Source organism: Streptococcus sp. sy004, from assembly GCF_007859205.1.
Taxonomy (GTDB): domain Bacteria; phylum Bacillota; class Bacilli; order Lactobacillales; family Streptococcaceae; genus Streptococcus.
The window spans coordinates 1-13,473 of the sequence record NZ_VOHP01000003.1 but is presented as its reverse complement, the minus strand read 5'-3'; the positions used below and the strand labels follow the sequence as shown (position 1 = coordinate 13,473).

Here is a 13,473-nt window from a genome sequence, read left to right as displayed (position 1 = left end):
AAATTATAGCGATAAAATCTTTGAAAATCCGTTGAAATATGATAGAATGAATAGAAATATAAAATGTAATAAGGAGAAAGACGCGATGTCTGTATCATTTGAAAATAAAGAAACTAACCGTGGTGTGATGACGTTCACGATTAGCCAAGAAACCATCAAACCAGCCTTGGATGCTGCTTTTAACAAAGTTAAAAAAGAAATCAACGTGCCAGGTTTCCGTAAAGGTCACATGCCACGCGCCGTTTTCAATCAAAAATTTGGTGAAGAAGCACTTTATGAAGATGCTTTGAACCGTGTCTTGCCAACAGCTTATGAAGCAGCAGTTAAAGAACTAGACTTGGATGTTGTTGCGCAACCAAAAATTGACGTGACATCAATGGAAAAAGGTCAAGACTGGGTTATTACTGCTGAAGTAGTGACAAAACCTGAAGTAAAATTGGGTGATTACAAAAATCTAGCAGTATCAGTTGAAGCGTCTAAAGAAGTGACTGATGAAGAAGTTGATGCTAAGGTTGAACGTGAGCGTCAAAACTTGGCGGAATTAGTCATCAAAGAAGATGCAGCAGCTAAGGGTGATACAGTTGTTATCGACTTTGTTGGTTCAGTTGACGGTATTGAATTTGACGGTGGTAAAGGTGATAACTTCTCACTTGAACTTGGTTCTGGTCAATTCATCCCAGGTTTTGAAGACCAATTGGTTGGTGCTAAAGCTGGTGAAACGGTCAATGTTAACGTAACATTCCCAGAAGATTATCAAGCAGCTGATTTGGCTGGCAAGGATGCTCTTTTTGTGACAACAGTTCATGAAGTGAAAACAAAAGAAGTTCCAGCTCTTGATGATGAATTGGCTAAAGACATCGATGAAGAAGTAGAAACTTTGGCTGATTTGAAAGCTAAATACCGTAAGGAATTAGAAGCAGCTAAAGCGATTGCTTTTGATGACGCAGTAGAAGCAGCAGCTCTTGAATTAGCTGTAGAAAATGCTGAGATTGTTGAACTTCCAGAAGAAATGCTTGAAGCAGAAACTCATCGTGCGATGAATGAGTTCATGAGCAACATGCAACGTCAAGGAATTTCACCAGAAATGTACTTCCAATTGACAGGTACTAACCAAGACGACCTTCACAACCAATACGCAGCAGAGGCAGAAAAACGTGTTCGAACTAACCTTGTGATCGAAGCGATTGCTAAGGCAGAAGGTTTTGAAGTATCTGATGCTGAAGTTGAAAAAGAAATCACTGACTTGGCAACAGAATATAACATGGAAGCAGATCAAGTGCGTAACCTTCTATCAGCAGATATGTTGAAACATGACATCTCAATGAAAAAAGCTGTTGAAGTGATTACTAGTTCAGCAAGCGTGAAATAATTGACTTAAAAGAGCAGAAGGTAGCTTTACCTTTTGTTCTTTTTACTTGATTAAGCCTGAAACCGTCATAAATCCTTTGACGAAATGCCTTTTTTAGCGTAAAATAGAAAAGAACGATAATGTAAGGAGAAATGCTTTGGAATTAGCAGTATTTGCAGGTCAAGAAAAAAGTGAATTATCTTTGATTGAAGTAGCACGTGCCATTTTGGAAAGTCGTGGACGTGACAAGGAAATGTATTTTAGTGATTTGGTAAACGAGGTTCAGATTTTTCTTGAGAAATCAGATGCCGATATTCGTGAAGCATTGCCAGATTTTTACACTGAATTAAATACCGACGGTAGTTTTATTCCACTTGGTGAAAATAAGTGGGGGCTTCGTTCATGGTATGCGATTGATGAAATTGATGAAGAGATTATCACTTTAGAAGATGAAGAAGAAGGTCAGCCAAAACGCAAGAAGAAACGCGTGAATGCCTTTATGGTTAATGAAGACGATATTGACTATTCAGATGATGATCCAGAAGATGAAGCCTATGATTTACCAGCAGGTATTGAGTACGATGCTGAAAATCCTGATGATGAAAAATCAGAAGTGGAATCTTACGATTCAGAATTGAATGAGATTGTGCCAGATGCGGATTTGGATGAAGAAGTCGAACTCAATGAAGAAGATGAAGATTATTCAGATGAGACGGAAGAGGAAGTCTAACAGTTGTTTCTTGACCGATTGTATGGGATAGGCTATAATAACTAGTGGGCGTCTCTTTTTGAGACAAGACGGAAGCTCCTCTATCATGGGGAGCATTTTTTGTTTTTAGTAAAAGGAGTTTATATGACTAAGTATATCTTTGTCACAGGTGGTGTTGTCAGTTCGATTGGTAAAGGTATTGTTGCAGCCAGTCTTGGTCGTCTATTGAAAAATCGTGGCTTGAAAGTCACCATTCAAAAGTTTGACCCTTATATCAATATTGACCCAGGAACCATGAGTCCTTATCAACACGGGGAAGTCTATGTCACAGATGATGGGGCAGAAACTGATTTGGACCTTGGTCACTATGAACGTTTTATTGACATTAACCTCAATCAATATTCAAATGTCACAACAGGTAAGATTTATAGTGAGGTTTTGCGTAAGGAACGTAAAGGTGAGTATCTAGGAGCAACGGTTCAGGTGATTCCTCATATTACGGATGCCCTTAAAGAAAAAATCAAACGTGCGGCAGTAACGACTGATTCAGATGTTGTCATTACTGAAGTTGGGGGAACAGTAGGTGATATTGAAAGCCTACCATTTCTTGAAGCCCTACGTCAGATGAAGGCTGATGTGGGTTCTGATAATGTGATGTATATCCATACTACCTTGTTGCCGTATTTGAAAGCAGCAGGTGAGATGAAAACCAAGCCAACGCAACACTCGGTTAAAGAATTGCGTGGTCTAGGAATTCAGCCTAACATGTTGGTCATTCGTACGGAGCAACCAGTTGAGCAAGGGGTGAAAAACAAACTGGCTCAATTTTGTGATGTGCAACCAGAAGCGGTTATTGAGTCGATGGATGTGGAGCATATCTATCAAGTGCCTTTGAACTTGCAAGCACAGGGCATGGATCAAATTGTTTGTGACCATCTTAAACTAGATGTGCCATCAGCTGATATGACAGAATGGTCTAATATGGTAGATAAGGTACTCAACCTTAAAAAGACGGTCAAAATTGCCTTGGTTGGTAAGTATGTGGAATTGCCAGATGCCTATCTGTCAGTGGTTGAAGCCTTGAAACATTCAGGTTACGTTAACGATGCAGCCCTAGATCTTGATTGGGTTAATGCCAATGATTTGACGGCAGACAATGTTGCTGAACGTCTAGCAGGTGCTGATGGGATTATTGTACCAGGTGGCTTTGGTCATAGAGGAACAGAGGGTAAGATTCAAGCCATTCGTTATGCGCGTGAAAATGACGTGCCAATGCTAGGTGTTTGTCTGGGTATGCAACTAACTTGTGTCGAGTTTGCCCGTCATGTGCTTGGTTTAGAAAATGCTAATTCAGCAGAATTAAATCCAGAAACACCGTATCCAATCATTGACATCATGCGTGATCAGATTGATATTGAGGACATGGGTGGGACGCTTCGTCTTGGTCTTTATCCATGTAAACTTAAACCAGGTAGTAAGGCGGCAGCAGCTTATAATAATCAAGAAGTCGTTCAACGCCGCCATCGCCATCGCTATGAAGTCAACACGACATTCCGTACTCAGATGGAAGAGGCAGGTTTAGTCTTTTCAGGAGTTTCTCCGGATAATCGTTTAATGGAGATTGTGGAACTTCCTGATAAGAAATTTTTTGTGGCAGCTCAATACCATCCAGAGCTATCAAGTCGTCCAAACCGTTCAGAAGAACTTTACACTGCTTTTGTGACGGCTGCCGTAGCAAATCAATCGAACTAATTTGAGTAAGAAAAGAACCTAGTATTAACTGGGTTCTTATTTGATACCGAAAAGATTGTTGTGATTTGATAGAAATCATGGGGCATTCAGGGTGTAAATGTCAGAAAAAATGGGCAAAATAGTAGTCAATATGGCATTCTCACCGAAATTGTGTTAATTTTTTGCTATAATAGAAACATGAATAGACTTGTAGATAAAGACCTTTTGCCAGATGAGGAACAGATAGAACGTAGTTTACGACCTCAGCGTTTCAAAGAATACATCGGTCAAGATAAGGTTAAAGATCAATTACAAATATTTATTGAAGCAGCCAAATTACGAGATGAAGCATTAGATCATGTTTTGTTGTTTGGGCCTCCCGGTTTGGGTAAGACCACTATGGCTTTTGTGATTGCCAATGAACTGGGTGTGAATCTGAAACAAACTTCTGGGCCAGCTATTGAGAAAGCTGGCGACTTGGTTGCCATTCTCAATGATCTAGAACCTGGGGACGTACTTTTTATTGATGAAATCCATCGTATGCCAATGGCGGTTGAAGAAGTGCTTTATAGTGCCATGGAAGACTTTTATATTGATATCATGATTGGGTCTGGTGAAACCAGTCGCAGTGTTCATTTGGAGCTTCCTCCCTTTACCTTGATTGGGGCAACAACACGAGCAGGTATGTTGAGTAATCCTTTACGAGCTCGTTTTGGGATCAATGGCCATATGGAATATTATGAATTGGCTGATTTGACGGAGATTGTTGAACGGACAGCTACCATTTTTGACACTGCAATTAGTCATGAAGCAGCTATTGAGTTAGCTCGTCGTAGCAGAGGAACACCAAGGATTGCCAATCGTTTGTTGAAACGAGTGCGAGATTATGCTCAAATCATGGGCGATGGTCAGATAGATCGTGAATTGACCATTAAAGGTTTGGCTCTACTTGATGTTGATAATGAAGGTTTGGATTATATTGACCAAAAAATCCTGAAAACCATGATTGAGGTTTATGGAGGAGGTCCAGTTGGTCTAGGAACTTTGGCTATCAATATTGCTGAAGAACGAGAAACCGTAGAGGACATGTACGAACCTTATTTGATTCAAAAAGGTTTTATCATGCGAACACGTTCTGGTCGAGTGGCGACTCAGAAAGCCTATGAACATTTAGGTTATGCCCCTATAGGAGAAGGAGAATAGGATGACAAGGATTTGTTTTGTGTGTTTAGGTAACATTTGTCGCAGTCCTATGGCAGAATTTGTCATGAAAGATTTGTTGGCAGATAGGGATGATGTCGTGGTTGAAAGCCGTGCAACGTCTTCTTGGGAGCATGGTAATTCGATTCATCAAGGGACACAGGCTATCTTAAAGAAGCATGCGATTACTTTTGATCAAGCCAAAACGTCCCAACAGATTAGTGTGAAAGATTTAGCTGATTTTGACCTTGTGGTAGCCATGGATGAGCAAAATGTCAAAGACCTTAAAGCCTTGTCAGGTGGACGTTTTGATGATAAAATTAGTTTGCTTGTACCAGATGGTGTGCCAGATCCTTGGTACACAGGGGACTTCGATCAAACTTATGATTTGGTGAGTCAAGGTTGCAAGGATTTGCTTGCTCAGCTTTCAGATGAGGTGGTGACCAACTAAGTCAGTTGAGAAACATGAGCCAATTAAACAGGAGATGTTAAGGAATGAAAAAGCAAAAGATTAGTAGAGGGATGCTGGAAATTTTAGCTTGTCTAATCATTTTGATATTGGGAGCAGCGACTTTTTTCATCCCAATTAAAAGTCAAGCAGCATTGACGTATGATGAGGGACGCTTGATTTACTCAGGTCAGGTCATCAATAGCCGTTTCAATGGTCAAGGAAAACTAACTTATGATAATGGTGATGTCTATGAGGGGCATTTTATCAATGGTGTTTTTAATGGTCAAGGTAAGTTTGTAGCGTCAACAGGCTGGAGCTATGAAGGGATGTTCAAGGCTGGACAACCTGAGGGTCAAGGTGTTTTGACAACAAAGGACAAGAAGGTTTATAAGGGAACGTTTAAGCAGGGGATTTATCAAAAATGAGAATAAAATGGTTTTCTTTGGTTAGGATAGTTGGACTGCTTTTAGTTCTTCTCTATCACTTTTATAAGACCAGATATACAGGTGGTTTTATTGGTGTAGATGTCTTTTATACCTTTTCAGGCTATCTGATTACTGGACTTTTGTTGGACCAGTATGCCAACAAGCAGCGAATTGATTTGTTAGAGTTTTATCGACGCCGATTTTATCGGATTGTTCCTCCTTTAGTCTTGATGATTTTAGTGGTTCTACCCTTTACCTTCTTGGTCAAGCAAGATTTCGTGGCTGATATTGGTCAACAGATAGGAGCGGCTCTAGGTTTTACTACTAACTTTTATGAAATTTTCACAGGTAGTAGTTACGAGAGTCAGTTTATCCCTCATCTCTTTGTGCATACATGGAGCTTGGCGATTGAAGTTCAATTCTATTTACTTTGGGCTTTTATCTTGTGGCTATTGGCTAAGAAAAAACTAAGCACACAAAAGTTTCGTGGAACTGTATTTGTTGTTTCAAGTATTCTGTTTGTGGTTGGCTTTCTGAGCATGTTTGTCCGTGCCTTTTTCGTTGATAATTTTTCAACCATCTATTTTTCTAGTGTCAATCATAGTTTTGCCTTTTTCTTAGGCGCCATGTTTGCTACTTTGACAGGAATTAAAGAAACGACAGTTCGTTTTAGAAAGAATGTTGAACGTTGGCCTAAGAGTCGAACACTCTTTTATTTTATTGGTTCAGCTTCTTTACTCTTTCTTTTGAGTGTGGTTTTAGACTTTAATCAACTGTTGACCTATCTGTTTGGTTTTGTCTTGGCTAGTCTTTTTAGTGCCGTGATGATTTATTCGGCACGTGTTTTGAATGATCAAACGCCAACTATTAAAGAGCCTGTTTTTGTGACTTATTTGGCTGACATTAGTTATGGCATGTATCTTTTCCATTGGCCGTTTTATGTGATCTTTACTCAGCTCATGCCAAATAATCTAGCAGTTTTCTTGACTATTTTGTTTTCTGCTATTTTTTCAAGCCTGTCATTCTATGTTTTAGAGCCTTTTATTGCAGGGAAGCCCGTTGTGCTTTTTGATTATGAACTTGATTTGCAAGGCTTCAAGAAATGGTTGTACGGTTTAGCTGGTTTGCTAGTGCTAGTGATGATGGTGATTGTCATTAGAGCTCCTAAAATAGGTGATTTTGAAAAAAATCTTTTGGTCAACTCACTTAATCAAGCTCAAGCCAATGTCAATCGAACTCATACACTAATTGCAGGTGATGCCAATGCCATGAGTGATGTCATGGTGATTGGTGATTCGGTTGCCTTACGTTCTAGTGATACCTTTACTGAATTGTTACCAGAGGTGCAGTTGGATGCGGCAGTAAGTCGTAATTTCACGGATGCCTACAGTATTTTCCAAAATCATGTGAAAAATAATACCCTTTCTAAAACAGTTGTTTTAGCGGTTGGTGTGAACTCTGTTGATGGTTATGCTAGTGCGATTCAGCCCTTCATTGATGAGTTACCCAAAGGCTATCGTCTTGTCTTGGTAACAGCTTATAATGCCAAAGATAGTCGTGTGGCAAGTATGCGTGACTATGAATTGACTCTTGCTAAAAAATACAAGTATGTCACCGTTGCTGACTGGTATAAAACAGCAGTTGAAAATCCAACGATTTGGCGTGGTACTGATGGTGTTCACTACTCAGATACAGGAACAGACGGAGCTAAACTGTATGTGGAAACCATTCAAAAAGCCATTAAAAAAGCGGCTAAAAATCCAGCCAAATAATGACTTGTTGAGAGAAACAAATGATGATTTTATAGATAAGAGAGCAACTGTGCTCTCTTTCTTAATGTAGAAAGGAGCTGAGAACAATACAAAAACGCTTGTTGACAATTGCCTTACCAGTTGTTTTAGAAAATTTTTTACAGGCTGCTCTGGGTCTGGTTGACGGTTATTTGGTCGCTCAAATAGGCTTAGTTGCTATTTCAGGTGTTGCAGTGGCCAATCAAATCATGATCCTTTATCAAGCTGTATTTATGGCTTTAGTAGGCGTCTTTTCAGGTTTATTAGCTCAAGCCAAGGGACAACACCAGTCAAGCAAGGAAGATGACTTGATTCGACAAGGCGTGATGTTGACCCTTATCTTAGGTCTGTTTTTTGGTCTTTTATCTGTTTTTGCAGGCGATGCCTTGTTAGGTTTATTAGGGACAACTAGTGAGGTTAAACAGTTGGGAAGAACTTATCTGCTTTACGTTGGTGGTTCTAGCGTGTTATTAGGGCTAAATTTAACTTTGTCAGCGATTGCTCGGGTTAGGGGCTTGGTCAATTTTCCTTTATGGGTTAGCTTTTTAACTAACTTTATCAATTTATTCTTATCATCTTGGGCGATTTTTGGATTGAAGCAGGGAGTGATTGGTGTTGCCTTGGCAACGATGCTGGCTCGCATTTTGGGTTTAGTCCTAATGTTAAGAAAACTAGATTTAACACTTAATTGGTTATTTTGTAAACCAGTAATAACTCGACAGTTACTCTCCCAGTTTCTCCCAGCTTTAGCAGAACGATTGATGATGCGTTTTGGTGATGTGGTTACTTTAGCAATGGTCACAAGTCTTGGCACAAAAACTCTTGCTGCCAGTAGTTTAGGTGAAACGCTTAGCCAATTTAATTATTTGCCAGCTTTAGGGCTATCAACGGCTGTTTTGATTTTGGTGGCCGAAGAAAATCAGGATAAACAAAATCAATCAGACTACTTGAAACAGGGGTATTTTCTAGCGGCTGCTGCCATGCTAGTTATGAGTGGTAGTATCTACGTTTTTGGAAATTTTCTCCTTGGGTTATTTACGCAAGACCGACAGGTTTTAACTGAGGGTAAGATTGTTCTTCTATATTCATTTTTAGGTAGTCCAATTACGGCAGGAGTTCTAGTACTCACAGGATTTTGGCAAGCTCTTAGTCAAAGTCAGCTTCCTTTTTATGCAACAAGTATAGGGATGTGGTTGATTCGGATAGGATTAGGCTATCTTTTTATTTACCATTATGGGCTAGGTTTGACAGGTTTGTGGTTAGCGACCTTGTTGGATAATTCTTGGCGACTGGCTTATCTCCTGTTTTATTATCGTTATCGTTTTATGAAGACATAAAACTGCTAGACCGTATTAGTCTAGCAGTTTCATTTATTAGTGATGTTAAAATAACAGAGATTTAGCGGTATTTTTTAGCAAGTGCCAAATCACCAGCGTATGCCGTACGTTCTCCTTTAACAATTTGAAAAGCGTCAGCTCCCTTACCAGCAATAATCACTGCATCTTCTTCGCCTGTAGTCAAAGAAAGGGCTTGTTTAATGGCTTCTTCACGATCGATGATCATATCGACCGCCCTAGTAATTGGTTTGGCAATTTCTTGACAAATTGCTAAGGGGTCTTCAAAATTGGGATCATCTGCTGTTAGAATAACGGTTAAATCAGAGTAATCGTTAATGACTTGAGCAAAATCTGCTCGCCTACTTTCCCCCTTGTTACCCGGAGCACCAAGGATGAGAATAATTTTTCCTTTTTGGTAGGTTTTGACCACCTGAATTAATTTTGTTAGGCTATCTTGATTATGGGCGTAATCGACAAAAACCTTGGCACCATTTGTTTGGGTGAGAACCTCCATGCGACCAGGAACATGGGCTTTGGCAATTCCTGTTTGGATTGCTGCTTGACTAGCTCTCAGACGTAAGCAGGCCAATCCAGCAGCCAGAGCATTTTCTTGGTTAAACTCACCAAGTAATTGACAGTCATAAGAGCCAGTTAGTTTACCACTCAATTCGAAAGAAAAGGCTTGACTATTGATGATTTGGTTATCACTATTAGCACCATAAAAATCGTAATCTTGATTTTCAACTTGCTCTTTAATCAGTTCAAAATGCATCATTTGGCTATTGATGACAACGGCTCGGCTATTAGCCAATAATTGTCTTTTATGGTAAAAGTAATCCTCGAAAGTAGGGTGTTCGATCGGTCCGATATGGTCAGGGCTGATGTTTAGAAAAACTCCAACATCAAAGGTTAGACCATAAACCCGCTTAACCAAATAGGCTTGGCTAGATACTTCCATGACAAGATGTGTCATGCCATTTTGCACTGCTTCAGCCATCATTCGCATGAGGTCTAGGCTTTCAGGCGTGCTAAGAGTAGATTTGAAAAAGGTTTTGCCATCGAGGGTAGTATTCATAGTCGATAGCATAGCTGTTGGAAATTCTTGAGAAAGAATGCTGTAAGCAAAATAAGCAGCGGTTGTTTTCCCTTTGGTGCCAGTAAAGGCAAGAAGTTTTAATTTCTCTTGAGGGTTATCGTAGAAGGCCATGGCCACTAGACTCATTGCTTGCTTGACACAATTAACTAAAATAACAGGAATATCGACACCATAGTCGATTTCTGAAATATAAAAAGTAAGACCATTGTCCAAGGCATGTGCTAAAAATTCTTTTTTGAACTGTTGACCCTTGGCAAAAAAGAGTGTGTCAGCGTCTGTCTGTCTGCTATCATAACTCAATTTGGAAAAGCTAGGATTTTCTAGCCAATTCCAAGCGTAAGTTTCCTGATGATTGATACTGCGAAAATTATTATCCTGTTTAAGAATATCTAAAACTTGTTTTAATGTAATCATATTTCTATTTTATATCTAACGTTCTCATTTTACAAGTGGCAGGGAAAAGTTTATAATAAAGTGGTAAAAAATCTTGAAAGAACAAATTATGACAAAAAAACAAAAACAATTGACTCAACAAGAACAATTAGTTCAAGGAACTGCTTGGTTAACAGCAGGTAATTTTATCAGTCGTCTTTTGGGAGCGCTTTATATTATTCCTTGGTATGCTTGGATGGGACGTTTTGCACCAGAAGCTAATGCTCTTTTTGGTATGGGCTATGAAATTTATGCCCTATTTTTATTGATTTCAACCGTCGGGATTCCTGTTGCAGTAGCCAAGCAAATTGCCAAATACAATACTTTAGATCAGATGGAAATGAGTTTTTATCTGGTGCGAAAAGTTTTGCAACTCATGCTCATCTTAGGTTTTATTTTTGCCAGCCTAATGTTTGGTTTAGCTCCTGTTTTAGCGGATATGAGTGGTGGTGGTGCTGCACTAATTCCTGTCATGCGTAGTTTAACTTTGGCAGTGTTGGTCTTTCCATCAATGAGTGTCTTGCGTGGCTTCTTTCAAGGTTTTAATAAACTTTATCCAAGTGCTGTCAGTCAAGTGGCAGAGCAGTTGATTCGTGTGGTATGGATGCTATTAACGGCATTTCTAATCATGAAAATGGGTTCTGGTAACTATGTGGAAGCTGTCACTCAATCCACCTTTGCTGCCTTTGTCGGTATGCTGGCTAGTTTTGCCACCCTCTTTTATTTCTTATGGCGAGAAGATTTTCTATTCCCCCTTTTTCGTTCCACTCCTGAAAAAATAACGATTTCGACAACAGCTCTCTTGTTAGAGACTGTCAAGGAAGCCATTCCCTTTATTATCATGGGTTCAGCCGTTCAAATTTTCCGTTTAATTGACCAAATGACCTATATCAATACCATGTCTTTGTTCACGGATTTTTCTCCAACAGAGCTAACCGTCCAGTTTGCCTATTTTGCTTCTAATCCTGGAAAATTAACCATGATTATTATTGCTGTAGCGACTTCTATTGGAGCAACGTCGATTCCTCTACTGACCGAAAGTTTTATTAAGAAAAATCGTCAAGAAACAGCTAGTCTAGTGATTGACAATCTAGTCATGCTCATGTTATTTATGACACCAGCTGTTATTGGAGGAATTGTCTTAGCCAAACCACTATATGAGGTTTTCTATGGTCAAACAGAAAATTTAGCCTTGGGCTTGTTTATCGCCTCTCTCTTACAAACCTTGATTTTGGCACTTTATACGGTCTTATCTCCGATTTTGCAGGCATTTTTTGAAACCAAACGTTCCATTTTGTACTTTGTTTATGGTTTAATTGCAAAAATAATTCTACAAGTACCATTTATTTACCAATTTCAGGCTTATGGACCGATTTGGTCAACAACCATTGGTTTGTTAGTTCCTATTGTCCTAAGTTATCGTCGTATTCACCAAGTATCATCATTTAATCGTCGTTTGGTGATGACAAAGATTTTACAAATCAACCTAATGACCATGATCATGTTCTGTATCATCGCACCACTAACAGTAGCTTGGTATTTGTTTTTGCCAACAAATGGTCGCCTATATGCTTTCGTAATAATTGCAATGATTGGTGGTTTGGGGTTGTTAGTTTACGCTTATCTTGCCCTAAAAACTCGTCTTGTTGATAGTATGATCGGCAATAAAGCAAATACACTTCGTCAGCGTTTCCGTATTGAGTAATCTAGTTATTAGTGATGACCTGTTCAGTGTGAACAGGTTTTTCATTTGATGACAAGAAGGAAGTCTTGATTACAAAAGATGACTACGAATAGATAAATGTAACAATTATTAAGGAGGATTTTTAATGAACAAAATCAAGTTTCATTTATTACCACTGTTAGTTGTCTTATCTTTTGTCTTGGTGAATCCAGTTTCTGCAACTAGCAAAACCAATGTGATTACTTGGGCTGAAAATCTAGCTCGTAGTGGTCAAGGTGTTGATTATGATGGTGTTTATGGTTGGCAGTGTGTCGATATTGTTAATTGGGTCTTAGGACGCCAATTTGGCAAGCCCATATGGGGTAATGCCATCAATTTATTGGACTCTGCCCAACAGGCAGGTTACACCGTTATAAGGAATAATGGAAAAGTTAAACCTCAAGCAGGTGACTTGTTTGTGATGCAAACATTCGCCCATAGTTATGGGCATGCAGGTTTAGTGGTCGCAGATAATGGAAATGGCACCTATCGTACCATTGAGCAAAATGTTGATGGTGGAGCAACGGCTCTAACCTTGGGTGGTCCAGCCCGTCAACTTAATCGCAGTCTATCTAGTCAATATGGCAATATCATCGGTTGGATTCGTCCTCCTTATACTGATAGTAGTCAAGCTAGTCCGTCGTTAAATGCTAGTACAACAAGTATTCAAAGCACGGAAAGTTACCCTATATCAACAACTTATAAAAAAGTTCGTAACGAAAGCGGTCGTTTTACAGTAACAGTCAGTCAACTAAATGTTCGTAATAGTCCAAGTACATCAGGTTCACCTGTTGCTACTTACAGCAGTGGTCAATATTTTAATTACGATAGTGTGTATCAAGGTGACGGTTATTTGTGGCTATCTTATGTTTCTCATAGTGGTGTTCGTCGCTATGTTGCCCAAGGGCCAGAACAAAATGGTGTTCTAATGTCTAGCTACGGTAAAATCAATTAGGTTTTAGGCTTTCCTTCATGTCGAGGGAAAGTCTATTTTTCATGATAATCCAAGGTCTTAAAACCTTTTTTAAAAAACCTTAATTTTTTTTGACAAAGTAGTTGACAGTGTGTGTATAGTTTGATAGAATGTAATAGTTGTCGCCTGATGGTGACGTTAAGACCTTTGAGAACTGAATAAGACGAACCAAGTGCGGGTTATGAAAATAACCTGTTAATAAACAATAAGTCAGTGAAAACTGAGCATCAAATTTAAATGAGAGTTTGATCCTGGCTC

Annotated in this window: 11 protein-coding genes; 10 read left to right on the top strand and 1 reads right to left on the bottom strand. The window is 39.2% G+C overall.

Going from position 1 to position 13,473, the window contains the following annotated elements; all coding sequences use genetic code 11:
- Positions 1–85 precede the first annotated feature (85 nt).
- From tig to FRX54_RS03640, 8 genes are all read left to right on the top strand, one after another.
- Entirely contained in the window at positions 86–1,369 is a 1,284-nt protein-coding gene (gene tig, locus FRX54_RS03675; protein WP_146461186.1) for a trigger factor, read from the top strand.
- A 136-nt stretch (positions 1,370–1,505) separates the two neighbouring features.
- Positions 1,506–2,078 (top strand): DNA-directed RNA polymerase subunit delta, encoded by a 573-nt coding sequence (gene rpoE / locus FRX54_RS03670; protein WP_146461184.1) that lies wholly within the window; start codon positions 1,506–1,508, stop codon positions 2,076–2,078.
- A gap of 123 nt (positions 2,079–2,201) precedes the next feature.
- Positions 2,202–3,809, top strand: coding sequence for a CTP synthase (locus tag FRX54_RS03665; RefSeq protein WP_146461182.1), 1,608 nt, complete (start codon positions 2,202–2,204; stop codon positions 3,807–3,809).
- 177 nt (positions 3,810–3,986) lie between these two features.
- Entirely contained in the window at positions 3,987–4,991 is a 1,005-nt protein-coding gene (gene ruvB / locus FRX54_RS03660) for a Holliday junction branch migration DNA helicase RuvB (RefSeq protein WP_146461180.1), read from the top strand.
- Position 4,992: 1 nt separating this feature from the next.
- Positions 4,993–5,439, top strand: a complete 447-nt coding sequence (locus FRX54_RS03655) for a low molecular weight protein-tyrosine-phosphatase (RefSeq protein WP_146461178.1) — start codon at positions 4,993–4,995, stop codon at positions 5,437–5,439.
- A 44-nt stretch (positions 5,440–5,483) separates the two neighbouring features.
- Positions 5,484–5,864 (top strand): hypothetical protein, encoded by a 381-nt coding sequence (locus tag FRX54_RS03650; RefSeq protein WP_146461177.1) that lies wholly within the window; start codon positions 5,484–5,486, stop codon positions 5,862–5,864.
- Positions 5,861–7,636, top strand: a complete 1,776-nt coding sequence (locus tag FRX54_RS03645; RefSeq protein WP_146461175.1) for an acyltransferase family protein — start codon at positions 5,861–5,863, stop codon at positions 7,634–7,636. Before FRX54_RS03650 ends, FRX54_RS03645 begins: the two co-directional genes overlap by 4 nt.
- Before the next feature lie 101 nt (positions 7,637–7,737).
- Complete coding sequence (locus tag FRX54_RS03640; RefSeq protein WP_186652459.1) at positions 7,738–8,991, top strand: MATE family efflux transporter; 1,254 nt, start codon at positions 7,738–7,740, stop codon at positions 8,989–8,991.
- Between the two features lie 61 nt (positions 8,992–9,052).
- Here FRX54_RS03640 and FRX54_RS03635 read toward each other — a convergent pair whose 3' ends face one another.
- Positions 9,053–10,501 (bottom strand): UDP-N-acetylmuramoyl-L-alanyl-D-glutamate--L-lysine ligase, encoded by a 1,449-nt coding sequence (locus FRX54_RS03635; RefSeq protein WP_146461171.1) that lies wholly within the window; start codon positions 10,499–10,501, stop codon positions 9,053–9,055.
- Positions 10,502–10,589: 88 nt separating this feature from the next.
- Here FRX54_RS03635 and FRX54_RS03630 point away from each other — a divergent pair, with 88 nt between their 5' ends.
- Both FRX54_RS03630 and FRX54_RS03625 read left to right on the top strand, forming a co-directional pair.
- Entirely contained in the window at positions 10,590–12,224 is a 1,635-nt protein-coding gene (locus FRX54_RS03630; protein WP_146461169.1) for a polysaccharide biosynthesis protein, read from the top strand.
- 124 nt (positions 12,225–12,348) lie between these two features.
- Entirely contained in the window at positions 12,349–13,197 is an 849-nt protein-coding gene (locus FRX54_RS03625) for a CHAP domain-containing protein (RefSeq protein WP_146461167.1), read from the top strand.
- The last annotated feature ends 276 nt before the right edge of the window (positions 13,198–13,473 follow it).